Raw genomic sequence first — 22,740 nt, forward strand, 5'->3', positions numbered from 1 at the left:
CTAAACCGCAGTAACGGCAAGAACCACGGCCAGTACCTGTTCCATAGCGCAGAAGAGGGAGAGCTGCCGAAGTGGGATAACGCCGTTCAGCAACAGCTGCTGGGGGATCAATCCGGCACTCTGGAACGCCAGAGCGCTGATGGCCGCACGTTGATCATGGCCTGGACACCGCTACCGGGCTGGAACTGGACGATTGTGGGCGAGGTGGATAAAACCGTACTGCTGGCTGATGTGACCAACATGCGCGACCGCTTCCTGCTGGCGGGCGTGGCGCTTTCCGCGCTCTTTGCCATGCTGTTCGTGTTTATTATCCGCCGCTGGCTTACGCGCCCGCTGCGCGATGTGATTGGCCTGGCCGAACAGTATGCCGCAGGCGATCTGCGCGCCACCCTGCCCGCCACCCGTCAGGATGAGGTAGGTCAGTTGATCGGTGCCATCAACGGCATTGGCGGCGGGCTGCAAAAAATCGTGCTCCAGGTGCGGGAAGCTGCGGGCGATATTCATCTGGGGACCAACGCCCTGGCGGCGGATACCGGCGAGATCTCCGAGCAGATCAATAAGCAGGCCAGCAGCGTGGAGGAGACATCCGCCAGTATGGAGCAGCTGGCGGCCACCGTGCAGCAGAACGCCGCCAATATGGAGCAGACCCAGCAGCTGGTCGGCGAAACCTCCCGGGCGGTGCACCAGGGCGGGGAGACCGTCAGCAATGCTGTCTCCACCATGGATGATATTCGCGAGGCATCGAAACGTATCGAAGCCATCACCCGGGTGATTGAGGGGATCGCCTTCCAGACCAATATTCTGGCGCTCAACGCCGCCGTCGAAGCCGCCCGGGCGGGCGAGCACGGTAAAGGCTTCGCCGTGGTAGCCCAGGAGGTCCGCGCCCTCGCAGCGCGCAGCGCCAACGCGGTGAAGGAGATTGAGCAGCTGATTGGCGATACGCTCAGCAAGGTGAGCGAAGGCCACGCCCTGTCGGAGCAGACCCGCCAGGCGATGGAGAGCATCATCGCGCACATCGATAACATCAAGGCGCTGGTAACCGAGATTAACCATGCCTCCCACGAGCAGTCGGCGGGTATCGGTCAGGTGAATCTGGCGATGACCCATATCGGCGAAGCATCGCATATCAACGCCGACCGCGTCTCACGCAGCGAACAGACGGCGCAAACCCTGCGGGAGAAGGGTTCACACCTGACCGAGCTGGTCAGCCTGTTCCGCCTGTAAGGATCAGGCCACACCGCCCGTGGCGCGCAGCAGCAGGTCGTCCTGGACCTGCTCGCTGAGCAACGATCGGCCACGGGCGTCGAGCATTTCACGGCACCAGGCCTGCGCCAGTGGCGGAGAAGCGTGGCGCAGCATCTGCGCCCCTGCGCCCAGCAGGTAAATCTGCCGGGCGATCTCTCTGCCCTGCGCCTCCTGCGGTTTACGCAGTTTTTGCTGAAGCTGCCGCCAGCTGCGATCGAAATGACGATCCTGACCTTTAACCTCGGCAAAATCTGCCAAGAGCAGATCGACCACGCCAGGCTGCTTCGCCAGCACCCGCAGCACGTCCAGCCCCATGATATTGCCCGAGCCTTCCCAGATGCTGTTAACCGGCATCTCACGGTACAGGCGCGGCAGCTCGCTCTCTTCGCAATAGCCAATGCCGCCAAGAACCTCCATCGCTTCGGCGACGAAGGGTATCCCCGCTTTGCAGATCGCCAGTTTCGCGGCCGGAGTAAACAGCCTCGCCCACAGGGCTTCGTGTTCGTTGTCCCGGCGATCCCAGGCCCGCGCGAGGCGGAACAAGAGCGCCGTCTGCCCCTCCAGCTGGAGCGCCATGCGGCTTAACACATCGCGCATCAGCGGCTGGTCGATCAGGTTTTTGCCAAAAGTCTGCCGCTGGTGGGCATAGTACAACGCCACCGAGAAGGCCCGGCGCATCAGGCCGTGGCTGCCGAGCGCGCAGTCGAAACGGGTGAGGCCGCCCATCTTCAGGATCTGGCGCACCCCTTCCCCCTCTTCGCCCAGCAGCCAGCCGGTGGCATCGAGGAACTCGGCTTCGCTGCTGGCGTTCGAGCGGTTACCCAGCTTCTCTTTCAGGCGCTCCAGATGCACGGCATTGCGCAGACCGTCGGGCAGAAAACGGGGGACGAAGAAGCACGACAGGCCGCCTTTGGCCTGCGCCAGCACCAGGTGGGCATCGCTTTGCGGCACCGAGAAAAACCACTTATGCCCCACCAGCCGATAACTCCCGTCGCCGCAGCGTTCTGCCCGGGTGGTGTTGCTGAGAACATCCGATCCGCCCTGCTTTTCCGTCATTCCCATCCCGATAAGCAGGCCGCGCTTCTGGTTACCCGGCGCCAGATGCGAGTCATACCGGTCGCTCAGTAACGGCGCCAGCCAGTCGTGAAACGCGCGCGGTAGCGCCTGCTGCAAAAGCGGCGTAGCGGCGTGGGTCATGGTGATGGGGCAAAGCGTGCCGGCCTCAACCTGCGCATGGAGGATAAAACGTGCCGCCCGGGCCACGAAGGCCCCTTTTCGCGCCTCCTCCTCCCACGCCAGGTTATGTACCCGGTTGGCACAAAGCCCCTGCATCAGCAGGTGCCAGGCGGGATGGAAGCGCACATCATCCAGCCGGGTTCCGCTGGCATCATAGCGCAGCAGTTCAGGGGGATTGGCGTTGGCCAGGCGGCCAAGCTCCAGGGATTCTGCCGTACCCAGCTGTTGACCGATGCTGGCGAGCAGCCCGGCGTCCCAGTCGGCACCTTCACGATTGACCGCTTCACACAGCGCGCGATCGGAAAGAAACAGGTTGCTGTTGGTGAGTGGCGCAGGCTGATTAAAAACAGTGTGCGTCTGCCAGTGCATAACGTATCCCTCTTTCTATGGCAATGGAATAAGTATGGACAAACCGGGCAGGCGCTGCACAGCAGCGGGCGCACAATATCGCCACGCTCAAGCGTGAATCTGGTCACACAATGAACGAATAATAAATTTCTTATCGTTTGTTATGGTGAATAATTTATTCTTACCCTCATGGAGAGATGACGATGCAAACCACTCAACGGGCGCCGGATGCCCATAAACGCGCTTTAATTGCTGGCTCAATTGGTAATTTCATCGAATGGTACGAATTTGCGGTGTACGGCTTTCTCGCCACCGTGATCGCGAAGAACTTCTTTCAGCTCAGCGGTGAGGCGGGACTGACCAGCCTGATCCTCACCTACGCCTCTTTCGCCATCGCCTTCTTCTTTCGTCCGCTGGGGGCCATCATATTTGGCCGGATTGGCGATCGCATCGGCCGCAAACCCACACTGATTATCGTGCTGGTGATGATGACCCTGGCAACTGCGGCAATCGGCATCGTGCCGGTCTATGCCAGCATCGGCATTGCCGCCCCGCTCATCATCACCGGCCTGCGGATCCTACAGGGGCTTTTCGCCGGGGGAGAGTATGGCGGCGCGGTGTCGCTGATGACCGAGTTCGCCCCGCGCGGTAAACGTGGGCTCTACGGCGCATGGCAGTCCTTTACCGTCGCGCTGGGTCTGCTGGCCGGCGCGGGCATTGTGGCGCTGCTCTCCGCGCTGCTGACGCCAGACGCCCTGCACGACTGGGGCTGGCGCATTCCCTTCTTTATCGCCCTGCCGCTGGGGGCGGTAGCCCTGTGGCTGCGGGTGAGCATGGAAGAGACGCCCAGCTTCGTGAAGCAACAAACCAAACCGGTGGCCGTGAAGGCGCGCACCAGCGACACGCTGAAAGCCATCGGGATGGGAATTGGCCGGGTGATGGTGTGGTCTGCCGCAGGCTATACCTATCTGGTGATCATGCCCGCCTACCTGCAATCGGCTCTGCATACGGGCTTTAACCAGGCGCTGCTGATTGCGGTGATCTCCAATATCGGTTTTGCGCTGACCATTATCCCATCGGGGATCCTCAGCGACCGCATCGGACGCCGCACGGTGATGGTTATCGCCGCCGCGCTGCTGCTGATCCTTGCCCTGCCGCTGCTAAAAATTTTGCAGGCGGAGTCCAGCACCCTGGCGGTGAAAGCGATAGTGGTGCTGATTGCCGGTGGCCTGGTGGGGATGCTGGCAGGGCCAGGTCCGGCCATGCTGTCAGAGATGTTCCCGACAAGGGTGCGCTATACCGGACTGGGGCTGGCCTATTCGCTGTCGAACGCCATCTTCTCGGGCTGTGCGGGGCTAATCATTACCGGGCTGATAAAAGAGACGGGGAACCTGGATATTCCGGCCTATTACGTGATGGTCACGGCGGTGGTGAGTATTGTGGCGCTAATGACGCTTAAGAAGGATGACCATTTGCGGTCGCTGGAGGAGTGATAGTGCCGGGTGGCGGCTTCGCCTTACCCGGCCTACAACAGCATGGACCGTGGGCCCGGTAAGCGCAACGCCACCGGGCACAACAGACTACCCGCGCTGGCGTACCGCTTCGAACAGGCAGATGCCGGTTGCTACGGAAACGTTCAGGGACGAGACGCTGCCCGCCATCGGAATGCTGATCAGTTCGTCGCAATGCTCCCGCGTCAGACGACGCATGCCTTCACCTTCGGCACCCATCACCAGCGCCAGGCGACCAGTCATTTTGCTCTGGAACAGGGTATGGTCTGCCTCACCCGCAGTACCAACGATCCAGATATTCTCTTCCTGCAACTGACGCATGGTGCGCGCCAGGTTGGTCACGCGGATCAACGGTACGTTCTCCGCCGCGCCGCAGGCCACTTTTTTGGCCGTCGCGTTGAGCTGCGCGGAGCGATCTTTTGGCACGATCACCGCATGGACGCCCGCCGCATCGGCGCTACGCAGGCAGGCACCGAGGTTGTGCGGATCGGTCACGCCGTCGAGGATCAGGAAGAACGGGTTATCCAGCGCGGCGATCAGATCCGGCAGATCGTTCTCCTGATACTGGCGGCCCGGCTTCACGCGGGCGATGATGCCCTGGTGTACTGCCCCTTCGCTTTTCTCATCCAGGTACTGACGGTTCGCCAGCTGGATCACCACGCCCTGCGCTTCCAGGGCATGGATCAGCGGCATCAGGCGTTTATCTTCACGCCCTTTCAGAATAAAGACTTCCTGAAAACGCTCCGGTGCGCGCTCCAGCAGGGCCTGCACCGCGTGGATGCCGTAAATCATTTCACTCATTGATGGTTCTCATTAATTACTGTTCACCTCTCCCTGCCGGGAGAGGATCAAGGTCAGGGCAGAATTACTCCGCCACTTTTTTCTTTGCCGCGCGCTTCGCTTTGGTCGCCGCAGCTATTTTCTGGGTTTTGGCCGACGGTTTTTTGGCGGCTCTGGCTTCTTTCTTCGCGGCCTTCGGCTTCTGTTTTTTCTCACCACGGAAGGCGCTGTCCGGCTCGAAGTTTACCCGCTTACCGGCCTGACGGCGTTTGCCGCTGGTTTTTCCGGCGGCCCCTCTCTTCGCATTATCCCGCGCGGTTTTACCTACGTTACGTGGCGCGCGTTCGCTGGAGATCAGGCTGAAATCAATCTTACGCTCGTCCATGTTGACGGCTTCGACCTTCACTTCCACGCGATCGCCCAGACGGTAGGTCTGGCCGCTGGACTCGCCGGTCAGGCGCTGCCCAACCTGATCGTAACGGTAGTAGTCGTTGTCCAGGGATGAGACATGCACCAGACCATCGATAAAGAGTTCATCAAGGCGTACAAAGAAGCCAAAACCGGTGACGCTGGCAATCACGCCCTTAAAGATGTTCCCGACCTGATCCAGCATAAAGTCACACTTCAGCCAGTCCGCCACGTCGCGCGTCGCTTCATCAGCGCGGCGTTCGGTCATGGAACAGTGTTGGCCCAGCTGCAGGACCTCTTCCATGGAGTAGTGATAACCCCCGGTTTCGGTCGTGTTGCCTTTGTGGCCCTGCTCATGTGCCAGCAGATACTTAATGGCACGGTGCAGTGACAGATCCGGATAACGGCGGATCGGCGAGGTAAAGTGCGCATAAGACTGCAACGCCAGACCAAAGTGGCCGCGGTTCTCAGGATCGTAAATCGCCTGCTTCATGGAACGCAGCAGCATGGTTTGCAGCATTTCCGCGTCAGGGCGATCGCTAATCGATTCCAGCAGCTCGGCGTAATCGCGCGGCTCCGGCTTGTTGCCCCCCGGCAGCTCAAGACCCAGCTCCGCCAGTACGGTACGGAAAGAGGTAATGGCTTCGGTAGTCGGTTTGTCGTGGATACGGAACAGCGCGGGCTCTTTGGCTTTCTCAACGAAGCGTGCCGCGGAGATGTTCGCCAGGATCATGCACTCTTCAATCAGCTTATGGGCATCGTTACGCTGGGTCTGTTCGATACGCTCAATGCGACGCTCAGCGTTAAAGATGAACTTCGCCTCTTCACTCTCAAATGAGATCCCGCCGCGCTCTTCACGCGCCTGCTCCAGCACTTTATAGAGGTTATGCAGCTCTTCGATATGCTTCACCAGCGGAGCGTACTGTTCACGCAGATCCCGATCCCCCTGCAGCATATGCCACACTTTGGTATAGGTCAGGCGCGCATGTGAACTCATCACCGCTTCATAGAATTTGTAGCCGGTTAAACGCCCCTTGCTAGAGATGGTCATTTCACAAACCATGCAGAGACGGTCAACCTGCGGGTTAAGCGAGCACAGGCCGTTGGAGAGCACTTCCGGCAGCATCGGTACCACCTGGGACGGGAAGTAGACCGAGGTGCCGCGGTTACGCGCTTCGCCATCCAGTGGCGTACCGGTCCGGACGTAATAGCTCACATCGGCAATCGCTACCCACAGACGCCAGCCGCCGCCGCGTTTTTTCTCACAGTAGACGGCGTCATCAAAGTCACGGGCGTCTTCGCCATCAATGGTGACCAGCGGCAGGCTGCGCAGATCCACGCGGCCCGCTTTTGCCGACTCCGGTACCTGCTCTTTCAGCCCTTCAACCTGCTCTTCAACGGCTTTTGGCCAGACGTGGGGGATTTCATGGGTGCGCAGTGCCATATCCACGGCCATGCCGGTGCCCATATTATCGCCCAGCACTTCCACAATCTTACCGACCGCTTTGGTTCGACGGGTTGGACGCTGAGTCAGCTCAACCACCACCACAAAGCCCATCCGCGCGCCCATCACCTCTTCAGGCGGAATGAGGATGTCAAAGCTCAGGCGGCTATCATCCGGCACCACAAAACCCACGCCGGCATCCGTGAAGTAGCGGCCTACGATCTGGCTGGTTTTTGGCACCAGCACACGCACAACGCGCGCTTCACGGCGCCCTTTACGGTCTGCACCCAGCGGCTGGGCCAGGATCTGGTCGCCGTGAATGCACATTTTCATCTGTTCAGATGAGAGGTAGAGGTCGTCCTTGCGGCCTTCAACGCGCAGGAAGCCGTAACCATCACGGTGGCCAATTACCATGCCTTTCAGTAGATCGAGACGCTCCGGCAGGGCATAGCATTGACGGCGGGTAAAGACGAGTTGTCCGTCGCGCTCCATTGCGCGAAGGCGGCGGCGAAGGGCTTCAATTTGCTCTTCGCCTTCAATGTTCAGTTCAGCGGCAAGTTCTTCACGGTTGGCAGGTTTTTCACGTTTTGTGAGGTGTTCAATGATGAACTCGCGGCTGGGGATAGGGTTCGCGTATTTTTCGGCTTCGCGTTCCTGGAAAGGATCTTGTGACATAGCGGTTCCTCCGTTGTCATCTCCGGTGGACGTTTTCTTCATTCCACCAGCAATAATTTATATAGCGGTTGATTCTCTTCAACCAAATCGGCCAGCGTGTAGTTATCCAGTTCCATGAGAAAACTTTGCACAGCCTTTGAAAGCGCCTGTTTCAGTCGACAGGCGGGGGTAATGTGGCAGAACGCACTGCTGCAGTTCACCAGAGACAATGGCTCCAGTTCGCGCACCACATCACCAACACGAATACTCTGTGCCGGTTTACCGAGGCGGATGCCGCCATTTTTCCCGCGGACGGCAGCAACGTATCCGGCTCGGCTAAGTTGATTGATTATTTTGACCATATGATTACGGGACACACCGTAGACCTCTGTCACCTCAGAGATACTGGTCATCTGTCCAGCGGGTAACGACGCCATGTAAATCAGCGCACGCAATCCGTAATCGGTGAAACTTGTTAACTGCACATCAACCTCAGGAAAAGGGTAAAACGCGGTATATCCGCAGAGATATTCATTAATGATGATAAACCAGCCAGATAGTCAACGGCGAATTTATTTAAACTGAAAGGGGGAAAGGAGAACGAAAAAGCCGGATGCGCATCGCTTTCCGGCCTGTGATGGGTGTTGTAGGCCCGGCAAGCGTAGCGCCGCCGGGCGAAACCCTCATTATGCGTCGAACGGGTCGCGCAGGATCATGGTTTCAGAACGATCCGGGCCGGTAGAGATAATATCAATCGGCACGCCGGTCAGCTCTTCAATACGCTGGATGTAATCCAGCGCTGCCTGCGGCAGACCGCTACGCTCTTTCACGCCAAAGGTGGTTTCAGACCAGCCTGGCATGGTTTCGTAGATCGGCTCAATGCCCTGCCAGTCGTCAGCGGCCAGTGGAGTGGTGGTCACTTCACGGCCATCCGGCATACGGTAGGCAACACAGATTTTCACCTCTTTCAGACCATCCAGGACGTCCAGCTTGGTCAGGCAGAAGCCAGACAGGGAGTTGATCTGCACCGCACGGCGCACAGCAACCGCATCCAGCCAGCCGGTACGACGACGACGACCGGTGGTCGCGCCAAACTCGTTACCTTGCTTGCACAGGAACTCGCCGGTTTCATCAAACAGTTCGGTCGGGAACGGACCCGCACCCACGCGAGTGGAGTACGCTTTGATGATGCCCAGAACGTAATCCACATAACGTGGACCCAGGCCAGAGCCGGTCGCCACGCCACCTGCGGTGGTGTTAGAGGAGGTTACGTACGGATAGGTACCGTGGTCGATATCCAGCAGCGTACCCTGCGCACCTTCGAACATGACGAAATCGCCACGCTTGCGCGCCTGGTCCAGCAGATCGGACACATCAACTACCATGCCGGTCAGAATATCAGCAATCGCCATGACGTCATCCAGCACTTTCTGGTAGTCAACAGCGTCTGCTTTGTAGAAGTTCACCAGCTGGAAGTTGTGATATTCCATCACTTCTTTCAGTTTTTCAGCAAAGGTGGCTTTATCGAACAGATCGCCAACACGCAGACCGCGACGGGCGACTTTATCTTCGTAAGCCGGGCCGATACCACGGCCGGTGGTACCGATCGCTTTCGCGCCGCGTGCTTTTTCACGCGCCAGATCCAGCGCAACGTGGTAGTCGAGGATCAGCGGACAGGCTTCAGAGAGCAGCAGACGCTCGCGAACCGGGATGCCACGGTCTTCCAGACCTTTCATCTCTTTCATCAGCGCAGCAGGAGACAGCACAACACCGTTACCGATGATGCTGGTCACATTGTCACGAAGAATGCCTGATGGAATAAGATGGAGGACGGTTTTTTCACCGTTGATTACGAGAGTATGGCCTGCGTTGTGACCACCCTGATAACGTACAACAAACTTAGCACGTTCAGTCAGAAGATCGACGATCTTCCCTTTACCTTCGTCACCCCATTGGGTGCCCAGTACGACGACGTTGTTACCCATTTTTCAAAATCACCGATTGCTTAAAAATGGATTCTACCATCGGTTTTGATGATGTTCAGCTTTTTTTGTATACAAATTTCGGCGAAATTGATGCCTTCCTCGCCAGTTAAACGATTACCTCAATATCTTGTGTGATGGGCCAATTCCCATCACAAGCGGTGCGGCAATTTCACTTACCGCTATGCCGAAGGGATGAGCGCTTTTCGTGCATCTCCAGTAAATCAGCTTTAACGAACAAAAAAAATGGCGCCCCTGAGGGGCGCCATTCGCTTTTTGAAGCCGTGAAATCAGCGACTGGCTTCCGGTGACTTCATATAGCGGAAGAAATCGCTATCCGGGCTGAGAACCATAACGTCCTGATTGCTCTGGAAGCTGCTCTCGTAGGCACGCAGGCTACGGATAAAGGCATAGAAGTCTGGATCCTGGCTGAAGGCATCCGCAAACAGCTTCGCCGCTTCGGCATCGCCTTCACCGCGCAGGATACGGCCCTGACGCTCCGCTTCTGCCAGGGTTTTGGTCACTTCATAGTCTGCGGTTGCACGCAGCTTTTCAGCCTCTTCCTGACCCTGTGAACGATGACGACGGGCTACCGCTTCACGCTCGGCACGCATACGGTTGTAGATCGCCTCAGAGACTTCCGTTGGCAGGTTGATCTGCTTGATACGCACGTCAACCACTTCGATACCCAATGCCGCCATACTGTTCGGGTTGATAACCGCCACTTTACCATTGGTTTCAGCCTGAACGCGTTCAGCCGCTTTGGCGATGGCATCGTCAGCCGCTGGGGTTGTCACTTCATCTTCCGTGCCGGCAGAACCGGAGTTCAGCGCATCGCGTACTTCAGAAGTCAGACGACCGCGGGAGTCGGTTACGATGTCCCGGACATCCAGACGACCAATCTCAGAACGCAGACGGTCAGAGAACTTACGTTTCAGCAGCACTTCGGCCTGAGAGACGTCGCCGCCGCCGGTTGCCAGGAAGTAACGGCTGAAGTCGCTGATACGCCACTTGATATAGGAGTCAACGATCAGGTCTTTTTTCTCTTTAGTCACGAAACGGTCGGCCTGGTTATCCATCGTCTGGATACGCGCATCAAGCGTTTTCACAGACTGAATAAACGGCACTTTGAAGTGCAGGCCTGGCTCATAAATGACCGGACGCTTGTCGCCGTCACGCACGACGCTGCTGAACTGGAATTTAATCCCACGCTCGCCCTCTTTAACCACAAAAATTGAGGTGTAAAGCACAACCAGCACGATAATAATGATCGCAATTACTGACTTACGCATCGTTATTCCCCCTGACGCTGGTAGTCGTTACGCTGCGCGTTGGCGCGGCGTTGGTCCATGATGTCACCATCGCTTGAAGAAGAGCGGGTGTTTGCGCTGGCGTTTCCGGAAGACGCAGGTGGCAGACGCAGCAGGTTGTTGGCACCGCTGTTGTCATTTTTTGTCGCCGGCGCGTTACCGCCTTTCAGCATCTGATCCAGCGGCAGAACCATCAGGTTGCCACCTTTGCTGTCATTGACCAGCACCTTACGGGTATGGCTCAGCACTTTCTCCATGGTTTCGATATAGAGACGCTCACGGGTAATTTCCGGCGCGGCTTTATATTCCGGCAGGATTTTCGCAAAGCGAGCCACCTCACCCTGGGCTTCCAGCACGGTCTGGGTCTTATAGGCTCGCGCCTCTTCCAGAATACGCTGTGCCTGACCGTTCGCACGCGGCTGAACTTCGTTGGTGTAGGCTTCAGCCTCACGGATGTACTGCTGTTCGTTTTCACGGGCAGCAATCGCATCGTCAAACGCCGCTTTCACCTCTTCCGGCGGACGAGCAGCCTGGAAGTTGACGTCCAGCAGGGTGATACCCATGTTATACGGACGAATGGTCTCTTCCAGCTCACGCTGGGTATCGCTACGAATAACGGTACGACCTTCGGTCAGAATGCGGTCCATGGTGTATTTACCGATCACGCCACGCAGGGCGCTGTCGGTCGCCTGACGCAGGCTGTCATCGGCGCTGGTCACGCTAAAGAGGTAACGTTCAGGATCGGTCACACGATACTGCACGTTCATCTCAACGCGCACCACGTTTTCGTCTGACGTCAGCATCACGCCGGATGCCGCCAGTTCGCGTACCGATTCAACGTTCACCGCCGTGACGTCATCGATAAAGGTCGGCTTCCAGTTCAGGCCCGGCTCAACCAGATGGCTGAATTTGCCGAAACGGGTGACAACACCGCGCTCGGCTTCTTTGATTGTGTAGAACCCGCTGGCAGCCCAGATAATCACCGCCGCTGCGGCAACAATGCCCACCACACGACCGCCCATATGAGGACGCGGCCCCTGGCCAGTACCGCCGCCAGTGCCTTTACCACCGCCGAGTCCGCCCAGCTTTTTGCTCAGCTTGCGGAAGATATCATCCAGATCGGGTGGCCCCTGCTCGCGACCACCTTTGTTGCCATTTCCCCCGGAGTTGCCGCCTTGATTATTGCTGCTCCCCCACGGGTCGCGGTCTTGTCCGTTATTACCGGGCTGATTCCACGCCATGTATGTGCTCCATATTTGTTATGCGGTGATATACCCTCAAACGCCTGGCATGCCGGAGCATTCGCAGCGGTTCGGGTATCCCAAAGGGCAAAATCCTTCAGGCATCTCCTTTCCGGTCAGACGACGTAGTCGACCAGCGCAGGTTCTTGTTTACAGAGGCGACGCCAGTCGACGATTGGCATACGCACCTGCAACCCCACGCTGCCGTCATCCTCCATCCACTCTTTTTCTATCGCCTGAAGCTGATAAAAACGGCTGCGCAGTCGGCCTTCCTCGGGTGGCAGACGCAGCGTGTGCTGAGCCACTTCACCGGAAAGACGTTCTGTTAAAGCCTGGAAAAGCAGTGGTACACCGACACCGGTCTGCGCAGAAAGCCAGACCCGAATCGGTATGTTCTCTTCATCCCTGTCGATACGCGGTTCGAAATTGTCCAGCATATCGATCTTGTTCATCACCAGCAGCGTCGGGATCTCGTGGGCATCAATCTCTTCCAGCACGATATTCACTGCATCAATATTTTCCTGAACGCGTACATCCGCGGCGTCGATAACGTGCAACAGCAACGTCGCCTGACGGGTCTCCTGCAGGGTGGCTTTAAACGCGGCCACCAGATCGTGCGGCAGATGACGGATAAACCCAACGGTATCCGCCAGCACGGTTTCTCCGACATCCGTCACATCAATGCGGCGCAGCGTCGGATCCAGGGTCGCAAACAGCTGGTCTGCGGCGTAAACCTGGGCCTCAGTAATCTGGTTAAACAGGGTGGATTTACCGGCGTTGGTATAACCGACCAGCGACACCGTCGGGATGTCTGCTTTCTGTCGGGAGCGGCGCCCCTGCTCACGTTGCTTCTCAACTTTTTCCAGCCGAGAGAGGATCTGGGTAATACGGCCACGCAGCAAGCGACGGTCGGTTTCGAGCTGGGTTTCACCCGGGCCGCGCAAACCAATCCCGCCCTTTTGTCGTTCAAGGTGTGTCCAGCCACGCACCAGGCGCGTCGCCAGATGGCGCAACTGCGCCAGCTCAACCTGCAATTTCCCTTCATGGGTACGTGCACGTTGGGCAAAAATGTCTAAAATCAAACCCGTCCGATCGATAACACGACATTCGCACAGACGTTCCAGGTTGCGTTCCTGGGCCGGTGTCAGGGCGTGATCAAACAGCACGACCGATGCGCCAGTCGCTTTTACGGCATCCGCAATCTCTACTGCTTTACCTTCACCAACAAAAAACTTTGGGTGCGGCGCTTTACGGCTACCGGTAATCACCTGCATTGCTTCGACACCGGCGGAAGAGACCAGAGATTCAAACTCCTGGAGATCTTCCATATCTTTGTCTTGCGAAAAATAGATGTGTACCAGCACCGCCTGCTCACCGGCATCGTAACGGTCAAACAAGCGTAAACCTCTCAAAAAAGATCAGCGGGGAACGCAGAAAACCTGGCTCCCCGATATGGAAATAACAGCCAGTAACCTTATTCGGTCTCTTCGCTGTCCTGCGCAGGCGCAGAAGAACCCTGCGCGTTGCTGCCATGATGGTAGTTACTGGAACCGCCGCCAGCGTTATTGCTGTGATGAGATACCGGGCGAGACGGAACAACAGTAGAAATCGCGTGCTTATAAACCATCTGGCTGACCGTGTTTTTCAACAGGATCACGAACTGATCGAAAGATTCAATCTGACCTTGCAGCTTAATACCATTCACCAAATAAATAGAAACTGGAACACGTTCCCGACGCAGTGCGTTCAAGAACGGATCTTGTAAAGATTGCCCCTTAGCCATTCTATCTTTTCCTTATATGCTTGTTTTGTACTTAGAACCTTGCGATTCTGAAAAATTGCGCACGATACGGCTTAATTGTACACATTCAGTCTGCGATATCACCAACAACCTGTAATACATCGTGTAACGCCTGTTGCGGTTTTTCACTGTCTAACCAGTGAACTCCCTCCCAACCGCGCAACCAGGTAATCTGGCGCTTCGCTAACTGTCTCGTGGCGCAAATACCTCGATAAACCATTTCATCATGCGAAATCTCACCTTCAATGTATGACCACATCTGGCGATAACCCACACAACGAATGGAAGGCATATCCGTATGCAAATCTCCACGGGCAAATAGCGCCCGCACTTCTGCTTCAAAATCTGAAGCCAACATCTGATGAAAACGCTGCTCAATTCGCTGATGGAGCAGTTCACGGCTCGCCGGGGCGATGGCGAACTGATGCACCTGATACGGCAGAGCCTCTCCTGACGTTTGCGTCAGTTCCGTTAAAGTTTTACCCGAAATGAAAAAAACTTCCAGTGCCCGGGAAAGCCTTTGCGGATCATTTGGATGAATACGTGCTGCCGCAACCGGATCAATTTCTGCCAGCTGCGCATGCAGTGCACCCCATCCCTGCTCTGCTGCCTGATGCTCAATCTTTGCTCTAATGGCCGGCTCTGCCGAAGGTAACGGCGACAACCCTTCCAGTAACGCTTTGAAATAGAGCATTGTTCCGCCCACCAGCAGCGGGATACGCCCTGCTGCTGTGATCTCAGCCATATGCGCCAGCGCATCGCGACGAAAATCAGCCGCCGAATAAGCCTGCGCCGGGTCAAGGATGTCCAGCAATCGGTGCGGCGCCGCGCGCAACTCGTCTGCGTTAGGCTTTGCCGTACCAATATCCATCCCCTGATAAATAAGGGCGGAATCAACGCTAATCAACTCTACTGGCAAAACTTTACGTAACTCAATGGCTAACGCGGTTTTACCCGAGGCCGTTGGCCCCATCAAAAATATCGCCTTAGGCAGGCGGGTATTGCTTACATCACTCATTTTTCAGGGCGGCCTTAGCCGTTTGTAAATCAACAGGTTGTAATAAACCACCCGGCGGAGCCTTCACCAGCTGCGGGCAGAGGCGTTCAACCTCCGCCAGCACGGTGATAGCCTGCGCCATACTCCACGCTGGGTGATCGCTGGCCAGCTGGCGGGCGATCCACTGTGCAGTATTGGCGGCATCAAACGTTGTCTGCTGCGCCAGGTAGCCTATCAGTTCAGGAATCAAGTTTTGTAAATTTTGTTGGCGTAAGGGTAAAGGCACGGCACGAAGCGTCACATGATGCGATTCCAGCACCATTTCGATACCCATTTCAGCAAGGGCAGCCTGATGACGCTGCACCACCTGCGTCTCCTGCGGCGAGATTTTAATCCGCACCGGGATCAACAGCGGCTGGGCGCAGGCCTGATGGGGACCGGGCGCCAGCTGCGCCTGTTTCAGCCAGCGTTCGGCGACCGGCAGGGATAACAGCGCCAGATGACCGTCCTGCTCAAGCAGCGCGGCATCGGGTGCTATGATGGTCAGCACCCGACCAAAACTCTGGTTATGGCCCATCAGGGCGGGGGCTGCGGGAGCAGCCTCAGCCGTTTTTTGTGCCGGAGCCGGGGTGTCCAGCAAGGTGCGATACACCGCGCCCGCCTGCTTCTGGTAACCCGGCTGGGCATGTGGATAATTCGCCCCGGACGCCCGGGAAGCTGATCCGCCAGACGAAAAACGCGGTGCGGCAGGTTCCCGCGCCACAGCGGGTTCAGCAAACTGGTTTTTGCCCGCCGCAATACGGTTTTCCGGGATGGGACGCGGCGCAGGCACCTCTTCGCTCAACGGCAGGCTCGGTTCGGCCTGCTGCTGCAATACGCTCAGCACCCCCTGGTAGATGAAGTCATGCACCAGCCGGGACTGGTGAAAACGCACCTCATGTTTCGCCGGATGGACATTCACATCCACCTGGTGCGGGTCGATCTCCAGATAGAGCACAAATGCAGGTTGTTCGCCGGCACCGAGTTTATCTTCGCACGCCTGGCGGATCGCATGGTTGATAAGCCGGTCACGCATCATGCGTCCGTTCACGTAGCAATACTGGATCTCTGCAAAAGCCGCGCTGCTCGCTTTCGGATCGGCCACCCAACCACGCAGGGTCAGATCGCCATGCTGCCACTCAATGGCCAGCGCCTTTTCAAGAAATGGCGTGCCGCAGATGGCACCCAACCGGCGCTCTTTCTGCCCGCCCTGCGCCACGGCGCGATACTGGCGCATCATCTTGCCGTTATGGCTCAGATTGATGATGACATCGAAGCGCGCCAGGGCGATGCGGCGAATAATCTCGTCGATATGGCCAAATTCGGTTTTCTCGGTGCGCATAAACTTGCGCCGCGCGGGGGTGTTGTAGAAGAGATCCAATACCTCCAGCGTCGTTCCCACCGGATGCGCGGCAGGTTTGACCGTCACGTCCATATCCCGGCCTTCGGCGTAAGCCTGCCAGGCTTCCTGCTGTTCCGCCGTGCGGGAGGTGAGCGTTAAGCGGGAGACGGAGCTGATACTGGCCAGCGCTTCGCCGCGGAAACCGAGGCTGATAATGGCTTCGAGATCGTCGAGGGAGGCGATTTTGCTGGTTGCGTGACGAGCCAGCGCCAGCGCCAGCTCCTCTTTTTTGATGCCGCAGCCGTTATCACGGATCCGGATGAGCTTCGCTCCGCCGCGTTCAATATCGATATCGATGCGGGTGGCGCCCGCATCGAGGCTGTTTTCCACCAGCTCTTTCACTACCGACGCAGGTCGTTCTACCACCTCACCGGCGGCGATTTGGTTCGCAAGCTGCGGCGGCAGAACCTGAATCGGCATGATAGCTCCTTAATTGGTCGAGGTTGACTCGCCCGGTAACATGGCGCTGGCGGTCTGTCCCGCGCCACCCTGTGGGGCAGACTGGAGCGGATGCGCCTCAAAGTACTTACGCAGGCCTTTATAAATCGCTTCGGCAATCTGCTGCTGGTAGCTGTCACTGGCCAGCAGGCGCTCTTCACCGTTATTACTGATGAAGCCCGTCTCCACGAGGATGGACGGAATATCCGGCGAACGCAGCACGCCGAGGCTGGCATGTTCCGGGCGGCGCTTATGCAGGGAACCGACACTTTGCAGCTGATTCAGGACGTTAGTCGCTACATCATACCCGACACGCTGGGAATGGCCGAACTGTAAATCCAGTACCGCCTGGCTCAGGTAGGGATCCGACTGGCTGTTCGCCAGCACGTCGCCCGCCCCGCCTAACAGCTCGGATTGCTTTTCATGTTCCTCAAGCCAGTTTGCCATTTCGCTGTTGGCGCGACGGTTGGAAAGTACCCATACGGACGCCCCCGTCGCGTTGCGGTTGGGAGCTGCATCGGCATGCACTGAGACCAGGAAATTGGCATTCTGCTGACGCGCCACGTCAGAACGGCCCATGACCGAGATAAAATAGTCACCGTCACGGGTTAACACGCCTTTAAACATCGGGTCGTCGTTCAGCAAGGTCCGCAGCTTACGGGCAATGGCGATGGTCACGTTTTTCTCACGCGTTCCCCCCGGCCCGATGGCGCCAGGATCATCGCCACCGTGTCCAGCATCGATGGCGATAATAACTTTATCGCCGCTTGCCGGGCGCGCCTGCACCGCGGGACGGGTCACCGTGTTGCTGCTGGTGACGCTGGTAATACGATCGCTGCCGGATTTAAACGGATTTCGTGCGGGCTCCGAAGGGCGCGGCGCAACGACAGGCTCTTCCACCCGCTTGACCACGACCGGTGGTGGCGGAGGCGGCGGTGGTGCATCGGCGTTGATGGTAAAGACCACCATATAGTTCGCCCCGTTTTGTTGCTTCACCGCCCGGGTCTTGCCGTTTTGCGTTAAATCCACCACCAGACGCAGGGATTGCGCATCTTTTGGCGTACCGGAACGAATGCTGCGCACCAGGTTGTTGCCGCTGAACTGTAACGGCAGCCCCTTGATAACGCCGGTCTGTTTAATATCCAGCGCGACGCTGCGCTTATCGTCCTGCGAAAACGCATACTCAGGATCGCCCATAAAGCTGAAGGTGATCCGGGCCTGAGTGTCTCCGTTGGAAACCTGAATATCGGACAAGGTTGCCGCCCCGACCTGTGCGCAAAACAGCACCGTTGCAGCTATCAGCCAACTTTTAACGCGATTAATCATCCCGTTATCTCTTAACTTAACCGGCTAAACGCGCCAGTATCGAATTTCCTGATGCGGAGAGAGCAGTCACGCGGGCTTCACGCCCTTGCGCCTGATACTCCAGGTGAATTTCAACATCGGGTTCAGGTAAAACACCGGTCCCCTGCTGCGGCCACTCGACCAGGCAAATGGCATCGTTGGCAAAGTAGTCACGGATCCCCATAAATTCCAGCTCTTCAGGATCGGCAAGGCGATAGAGATCGAAGTGGTAGACCATCAGGTTTTCCAGGGTGTAGGGCTCGACCAGCGTGTAGGTCGGGCTTTTCACATTACCCTGATGTCCCAGCGCCTGTAAGAAGCCCCGGCTAAAGGTGGTCTTACCCGCGCCAAGGTCGCCATACAGATAGATGACTGTTGCGCCCTGGCAGGCCTGCGCCACGCGCTGGCCGAGATCTAAAGTTGCTTGTTCGTCGGGTAAAGGGATCACGCGATTAATCATTTTCTACGTCAGTTATTTTCGGGTTAACGACACGCCTTAGCGTGTCAAAAAGATCGGTTGCCAGCATGCCGCGCGTACCATAGTGGCCAGCCAGCCGATCGGCTGCTACACCATGCGCGACGCAGCCTGCGCAGGCGGCATCATAAAGCGCCAGTTTCTGTCCAAGCAACGCGCCAATAATACCGGAAAGCACGTCGCCCATGCCGCCGCTCGCCATTCCGGCATTGCCGACATCCACGATGCCTGTCTCTCCGCTCTCGCTGGCGACGACGGTACCGGCGCCTTTCAGCACCACAACACCACCGTAACGTTTTACCAGACGCTGGGCAGAATGTAAGCGATCGCTTTCAATTTCTGCAACGCTGCAGTTAAGCAGCCGCGCGGCCTCGCCGGGGTGCGGCGTCAGGATGCGATTGTGACGTTTATCCGGGTTGATTGCCAGAAGGTTCAGCGCGTCAGCGTCCCATAGCATCGCATGGCGAAAGTTTTCGACCTTGCGTAGTGCCTCCTTCCCCCACGTCTCCTGACCGAGACCGGGGCCAATCACCACCACATCGGCCCATTGCAAACTGTCATCCAGCGCCTTCGGCGTCAGTTCATGCACCATCAGTTCAGGCCGGGCGGTAACGATCGGGGCAATATTTTCGCGGCGGGTCAGGACGCGCACCAGCCCAGCCCCCGTGCGCAGTGCCGCTTCGCCGGTCATGCGAATAGCGCCCGCTGTGCCATGGTCGCCGCCGATAATCACCAGCCGGCCATGATCGCCCTTATGGGAAGTTGGACGGCGTGGCGGCAACCACTGCGCCAGATGCGAGGCATCAAAGCGGGTGATGGCGGTCTCCTGCCCGGCGAGCCAGCCCTCCAGGCCAAGCGCGTGATGATGCAACGTGCCCACCACATCGCGCGCTTTACCGGTCAACAGGCCCGGTTTAAGGGCAATAAACGTCACCGTATGGTCGGCATTTATGACCGCGCCTGGCGTGGTGCCCGTCTGGGCAACCAGCCCGGAGGGAATATCCAGCGCAACGATGGGGGCCGCATGCTGGTTAGCGTGGGCGATCAATCCGGCGACCTCGTCGCGAGGCGCGCTGCGCAAACCTGTTCCCAGAATGCCGTCAACGATGAGGTCGATGCCTTCCGGCCAGGGGGTATCCGCAGCGTGGATAATCCCTGCCGCATCCAGCCAGGCTTGCCGCGCGTCTGTGGCTTCTTCCGGAAGCGGTTTGTCGCTCTCTGTCGCCAGCAGCGTAACGGTAATGCCTGCGGCAAGCGCCAGTCGGGCGACGACATAGCCATCGCCACCGTTATTGACATGACCGCACAGGATGAGCCAGTGGCGGGATTGCGGGTAAGCGGTACGGGCAACGGTGAACGCTGCCTCACCCGCACGCCGCATCAGTTCATAAAGGGTAATGCCCAGACTGTCTGCCGCCTCTTTTTCGGCGCGCCGCAGGTCGTCCGCGGGCCAGACAGAGTGTGGTATACTTGCGGGGTTTTTCTTCACAGTATGGTCCGTCATGTCACAGCCCCTCGATCTCAATCAGTTAGCGCAAAACATTAAACAGTGGGGCGCTGAGCTTGGTTTTCAACACGTGGGTATCACCGATACCGATCTCTCTGCCAGCGAGCCCAAACTGCAGGCATGGCTGGATAATCAATACCACGGCGAGATGGAGTGGATGGCGCGTCACGGCATGATGCGCGCCCGCCCGCATGAACTGTTGCCGGGAACCCTGCGCGTGATCAGCGTGCGTATGAATTACCTTCCCACCGGAGCCGCTTTTGCCAGTACGCTGAAGAACCCCTCTCTGGGGTATGTCAGCCGTTATGCCCTGGGGCGTGACTATCATAAACTGTTGCGTAACCGGCTCAAAAAGCTTGGGGAAATGATTCAGGAGCAGTGCGCCACGCTGAATTTTAGACCTTTTGTCGATTCTGCGCCTGTTCTTGAGCGCCCGCTGGCGGAAAAAGCCGGGCTCGGCTGGACAGGTAAGCACTCACTTATCCTCAGCCGCGACGCCGGGTCGTTCTTCTTCCTCGGAGAACTGCTGATTGATCTCCCCCTGCCGGTGGATAAGCCGGTCGAAGAAGGCTGTGGCCGCTGTGTGGCCTGTATGACCATCTGCCCTACCGGCGCCATTGTCGAGCCTTATACCGTCGATGCCCGCCGCTGCATCTCCTACCTGACCATTGAACTGGAAGGGGCGATCCCGGAAGAGTTTCGGCCGTTAATCGGCAATCGCATTTACGGCTGCGATGATTGTCAGCTGATCTGCCCGTGGAATCGTTATTCACAGCTAACGGAAGAGGACGACTTCAGCCCGCGCAAGGCGTTACACGCGCCGCCGCTGACAGAGCTGTTTGCCTGGAGCGAAGCCTGGTTCCTGAAAGTGACGGAAGGATCGGCGATTCGCCGTATTGGTCACCTGCGCTGGTTGCGTAATATCGCCATTGCGCTGGGAAATGCCCCCTGGGATGAAGCCAATCTCCGGGCGCTGGAAAGTCGCCGAGGTGAGCACCCACTTCTCGATGAACACATAGAGTGGGCGGTTGCGCAGCAAATCGCCAAACGAAATGCCTGCGTGGTTGAGGTGCAATCTCCGCAGAAACTCAGGCTGGTAAGGGTCGTCGAAAAAGGGCTTCCGAGAGATGCATGATGTTTCCACAGCCTGTGAATAAAAATTAAAAGGCAGAGAGAGTCTGGTTCTGGCTATTGGTCAAGTGATCGAGCTAACATTTTGAAATGAAATTTTCTTTATAAATTTCAATACATTAAAACGTTACTATTCATCAGGCGAAGTTTCAGAATATTCGGTAAAAAGAGATTAACCTGTGGATAAGTCTGTTAAGAAGAGTTTGTCAGAAATGAAACAAGTCGTCCCCGGCGGGGCTTTCCGCGGTGGATATCTGGAGGAGGAGAAAAAATTTGGAGCGGGAAACGAGACTCGAACTCGCGACCCCGACCTTGGCAAGGTCGTGCTCTACCAACTGAGCTATTCCCGCTTGGGTGGTGTTACTTCTTTGCGAACAAATTTTGGAGCGGGAAACGAGACTCGAACTCGCGACCCCGACCTTGGCAAGGTCGTGCTCTACCAACTGAGCTATTCCCGCTTAATCTTCGTCTTTCAAGCCGCCACTGCGTTGGCTGCCTTCACTCACCTTAGTCACTTACTTTAGTAAGCTTCTAAGGATTCGTTCAGTTGCCGCCTTGTTGCAACCTGAAATCCTGCGATTGGTGGTCTTACTTCTCAGCAAACAGATTTGGAGCGGGAAACGAGACTCGAACTCGCGACCCCGACCTTGGCAAGGTCGTGCTCTACCAACTGAGCTATTCCCGCAAAATCTGTGCTGTCGTAACGATGAATTCTCTGTCGTTACGGGAGGCGCATTATACGAGAAATCCTTTCTGCTGCAACCCCCCAAAAAGCGTTTTTTTATAAATTTAGTTCAAGTGCTGCAATATTCGTCACATTGTGCAGATTTAAAGCGTTATACCCCGACAGGCGCACGCCTGCCGGAAAGATCGCTTATAAATTAATAAAATGTTCGCGGTAGTAGGCCAGCTCCGCCACCGACTCACGGATATCATCCATGGCCTGGTGGGTGCCCTGCTTCTTAAAGCCGTCGAGAATTTCCGGCTTCCAGCGACGCGCCAGCTCTTTCAGGGTGCTGACGTCCAGGTAACGGTAGTGGAAATACGCTTCGAGCTCCGGCATGTACTTAAACAGGAAGCGGCGATCCTGGCCGATGCTGTTGCCACAAATCGGTGATTTTCCCTGCGGTACCCACTGCTTCAGAAATTCGATTGTCGCCAGCTCGGCTTCGCGGTCGCCCTGGGTGCTGGCTTTCACGCGATCCACCAGCCCGCTGCCGGTGTGGGTGCGCACGTTCCAGTCATCCATCAGCGCCAGCTGTTCGTCGGACTGGTGCACGGCAATGGTCGGCCCTTCCGCCAGGATATTCAGGTTCGCGTCAGTGACCAGCGTGGCGATCTCAATAATGCGATCGCGCTCGGGATCGAGCCCGGTCATCTCCAGATCGATCCAAATCAGATTGTTTTCATCTGCACTCATGTTATTTTCCACCCTTCTCGCATAACC

18 protein-coding genes and 3 tRNA genes are annotated in these 22,740 nt (G+C 57.3%); 3 read left to right on the top strand and 18 right to left on the bottom strand.

Annotated elements, in window-relative coordinates; all coding sequences use genetic code 11:
- Positions 1 to 1,224 (top strand): methyl-accepting chemotaxis protein (locus WFM46_RS12230; protein ID WP_336997706.1); only part of this gene is annotated, 1,224 nt, incomplete at its 5' end.
- Between the two features lie 3 nt (positions 1,225 to 1,227).
- Here WFM46_RS12230 and WFM46_RS12235 read toward each other — a convergent pair.
- Positions 1,228 to 2,850, bottom strand: coding sequence for an isovaleryl-CoA dehydrogenase (locus WFM46_RS12235; protein WP_336997707.1), 1,623 nt, complete (start codon positions 2,848 to 2,850; stop codon positions 1,228 to 1,230).
- Between the two features lie 182 nt (positions 2,851 to 3,032).
- Between WFM46_RS12235 and WFM46_RS12240 the strand changes: the two genes are divergently transcribed.
- On the top strand, positions 3,033 to 4,322 hold the full coding sequence (locus tag WFM46_RS12240; protein WP_103177972.1) for an MFS transporter: 1,290 nt from the start codon (positions 3,033 to 3,035) through the stop codon (positions 4,320 to 4,322).
- Between the two features lie 87 nt (positions 4,323 to 4,409).
- Here the strand turns inward: WFM46_RS12240 and rlmB are convergent, their stop codons facing one another.
- From rlmB to nnr, 13 genes are all read right to left on the bottom strand, one after another.
- On the bottom strand, positions 4,410 to 5,141 hold the full coding sequence (rlmB, locus tag WFM46_RS12245; protein ID WP_039028446.1) for a 23S rRNA (guanosine(2251)-2'-O)-methyltransferase RlmB: 732 nt from the start codon (positions 5,139 to 5,141) through the stop codon (positions 4,410 to 4,412).
- A 64-nt stretch (positions 5,142 to 5,205) separates the two neighbouring features.
- Positions 5,206 to 7,647 carry a ribonuclease R gene (gene rnr / locus WFM46_RS12250; protein ID WP_156653768.1) on the bottom strand — a complete coding sequence of 814 codons (2,442 nt, stop codon included), beginning with the start codon at positions 7,645 to 7,647 and terminating at the stop codon, positions 5,206 to 5,208.
- Between the two features lie 38 nt (positions 7,648 to 7,685).
- Complete coding sequence (nsrR, locus tag WFM46_RS12255; RefSeq protein WP_032616184.1) at positions 7,686 to 8,111, bottom strand: nitric oxide-sensing transcriptional repressor NsrR; 426 nt, start codon at positions 8,109 to 8,111, stop codon at positions 7,686 to 7,688.
- Between the two features lie 201 nt (positions 8,112 to 8,312).
- Positions 8,313 to 9,611 (bottom strand): adenylosuccinate synthase, encoded by a 1,299-nt coding sequence (locus tag WFM46_RS12260; RefSeq protein ID WP_336997708.1) that lies wholly within the window; start codon positions 9,609 to 9,611, stop codon positions 8,313 to 8,315.
- Between the two features lie 287 nt (positions 9,612 to 9,898).
- Complete coding sequence (hflC, locus tag WFM46_RS12265; RefSeq protein ID WP_336997709.1) at positions 9,899 to 10,900, bottom strand: protease modulator HflC; 1,002 nt, start codon at positions 10,898 to 10,900, stop codon at positions 9,899 to 9,901.
- Positions 10,901 to 10,902: 2 nt separating this feature from the next.
- Positions 10,903 to 12,159 carry an FtsH protease activity modulator HflK gene (hflK, locus tag WFM46_RS12270; RefSeq protein WP_103177968.1) on the bottom strand — a complete coding sequence of 419 codons (1,257 nt, stop codon included), beginning with the start codon at positions 12,157 to 12,159 and terminating at the stop codon, positions 10,903 to 10,905.
- A gap of 116 nt (positions 12,160 to 12,275) precedes the next feature.
- Positions 12,276 to 13,556 (bottom strand): ribosome rescue GTPase HflX, encoded by a 1,281-nt coding sequence (gene hflX / locus WFM46_RS12275; protein ID WP_103177967.1) that lies wholly within the window; start codon positions 13,554 to 13,556, stop codon positions 12,276 to 12,278.
- Between the two features lie 77 nt (positions 13,557 to 13,633).
- Positions 13,634 to 13,942, bottom strand: coding sequence for an RNA chaperone Hfq (gene hfq / locus WFM46_RS12280; RefSeq protein ID WP_032616179.1), 309 nt, complete (start codon positions 13,940 to 13,942; stop codon positions 13,634 to 13,636).
- Positions 13,943 to 14,027: 85 nt separating this feature from the next.
- Entirely contained in the window at positions 14,028 to 14,978 is a 951-nt protein-coding gene (miaA, locus tag WFM46_RS12285; protein WP_336997710.1) for a tRNA (adenosine(37)-N6)-dimethylallyltransferase MiaA, read from the bottom strand.
- Positions 14,971 to 16,818 carry a DNA mismatch repair endonuclease MutL gene (gene mutL / locus WFM46_RS12290; protein WP_336997711.1) on the bottom strand — a complete coding sequence of 616 codons (1,848 nt, stop codon included), beginning with the start codon at positions 16,816 to 16,818 and terminating at the stop codon, positions 14,971 to 14,973. The genes miaA and mutL overlap by 8 nt, the downstream gene beginning before the upstream one ends.
- A gap of 9 nt (positions 16,819 to 16,827) precedes the next feature.
- A complete protein-coding gene (amiB, locus tag WFM46_RS12295; RefSeq protein ID WP_336997712.1) occupies positions 16,828 to 18,162 on the bottom strand; it encodes an N-acetylmuramoyl-L-alanine amidase AmiB in 1,335 nt (444 codons plus the stop codon).
- A gap of 16 nt (positions 18,163 to 18,178) precedes the next feature.
- On the bottom strand, positions 18,179 to 18,640 hold the full coding sequence (gene tsaE, locus WFM46_RS12300; RefSeq protein ID WP_159340435.1) for a tRNA (adenosine(37)-N6)-threonylcarbamoyltransferase complex ATPase subunit type 1 TsaE: 462 nt from the start codon (positions 18,638 to 18,640) through the stop codon (positions 18,179 to 18,181).
- Positions 18,633 to 20,159, bottom strand: coding sequence for a bifunctional ADP-dependent NAD(P)H-hydrate dehydratase/NAD(P)H-hydrate epimerase (nnr, locus tag WFM46_RS12305; protein WP_336997713.1), 1,527 nt, complete (start codon positions 20,157 to 20,159; stop codon positions 18,633 to 18,635). The genes tsaE and nnr overlap by 8 nt, the downstream gene beginning before the upstream one ends.
- Between nnr and queG the strand changes: the two genes are divergently transcribed.
- Entirely contained in the window at positions 20,158 to 21,297 is a 1,140-nt protein-coding gene (gene queG, locus WFM46_RS12310; protein ID WP_336997714.1) for a tRNA epoxyqueuosine(34) reductase QueG, read from the top strand. The genes nnr and queG overlap by 2 nt on opposite strands.
- A gap of 270 nt (positions 21,298 to 21,567) precedes the next feature.
- Here queG and WFM46_RS12315 read toward each other — a convergent pair.
- The 4 genes from WFM46_RS12315 to orn all read right to left on the bottom strand — a co-directional run bounded on the left by WFM46_RS12315 (position 21,568) and on the right by orn (position 22,713).
- A tRNA-Gly gene (locus WFM46_RS12315) sits at positions 21,568 to 21,643 on the bottom strand.
- 32 nt (positions 21,644 to 21,675) lie between these two features.
- A tRNA-Gly gene (locus WFM46_RS12320) sits at positions 21,676 to 21,751 on the bottom strand.
- Positions 21,752 to 21,902: 151 nt separating this feature from the next.
- A tRNA-Gly gene (locus tag WFM46_RS12325) sits at positions 21,903 to 21,978 on the bottom strand.
- Positions 21,979 to 22,167: 189 nt separating this feature from the next.
- Positions 22,168 to 22,713, bottom strand: a complete 546-nt coding sequence (gene orn, locus WFM46_RS12330; RefSeq protein WP_039028434.1) for an oligoribonuclease — start codon at positions 22,711 to 22,713, stop codon at positions 22,168 to 22,170.
- Positions 22,714 to 22,740 lie beyond the last annotated feature (27 nt).

Source organism: Leclercia sp. M50 (genome assembly GCF_037150775.1).
Taxonomy (GTDB): Bacteria; Pseudomonadota; Gammaproteobacteria; order Enterobacterales; family Enterobacteriaceae; genus Enterobacter.

Coding starts and splice junctions, on each gene's coding strand:
- WFM46_RS12235 (WP_336997707.1), bottom strand. CDS start 2,850: ATGCACTGGCAGACGCACACTGTTTTTAATCAGCCTGCGCCACTCACC.
- WFM46_RS12240 (WP_103177972.1), top strand. CDS start 3,033: ATGCAAACCACTCAACGGGCGCCGGATGCCCATAAACGCGCTTTAATT.
- rlmB (WP_039028446.1), bottom strand. CDS start 5,141: ATGAGTGAAATGATTTACGGCATCCACGCGGTGCAGGCCCTGCTGGAG.
- rnr (WP_156653768.1), bottom strand. CDS start 7,647: ATGTCACAAGATCCTTTCCAGGAACGCGAAGCCGAAAAATACGCGAAC.
- WFM46_RS12260 (WP_336997708.1), bottom strand. CDS start 9,611: ATGGGTAACAACGTCGTCGTACTGGGCACCCAATGGGGTGACGAAGGT.
- hflC (WP_336997709.1), bottom strand. CDS start 10,900: ATGCGTAAGTCAGTAATTGCGATCATTATTATCGTGCTGGTTGTGCTT.
- hflK (WP_103177968.1), bottom strand. CDS start 12,159: ATGGCGTGGAATCAGCCCGGTAATAACGGACAAGACCGCGACCCGTGG.
- hfq (WP_032616179.1), bottom strand. CDS start 13,942: ATGGCTAAGGGGCAATCTTTACAAGATCCGTTCTTGAACGCACTGCGT.
- miaA (WP_336997710.1), bottom strand. CDS start 14,978: ATGAGTGATGTAAGCAATACCCGCCTGCCTAAGGCGATATTTTTGATG.
- mutL (WP_336997711.1), bottom strand. CDS start 16,818: ATGCCGATTCAGGTTCTGCCGCCGCAGCTTGCGAACCAAATCGCCGCC.
- amiB (WP_336997712.1), bottom strand. CDS start 18,162: ATGATTAATCGCGTTAAAAGTTGGCTGATAGCTGCAACGGTGCTGTTT.
- tsaE (WP_159340435.1), bottom strand. CDS start 18,640: ATGATTAATCGCGTGATCCCTTTACCCGACGAACAAGCAACTTTAGAT.
- queG (WP_336997714.1), top strand. CDS start 20,158: ATGTCACAGCCCCTCGATCTCAATCAGTTAGCGCAAAACATTAAACAG.
- nnr (WP_336997713.1), bottom strand. CDS start 20,159: ATGACGGACCATACTGTGAAGAAAAACCCCGCAAGTATACCACACTCT.
- orn (WP_039028434.1), bottom strand. CDS start 22,713: ATGAGTGCAGATGAAAACAATCTGATTTGGATCGATCTGGAGATGACC.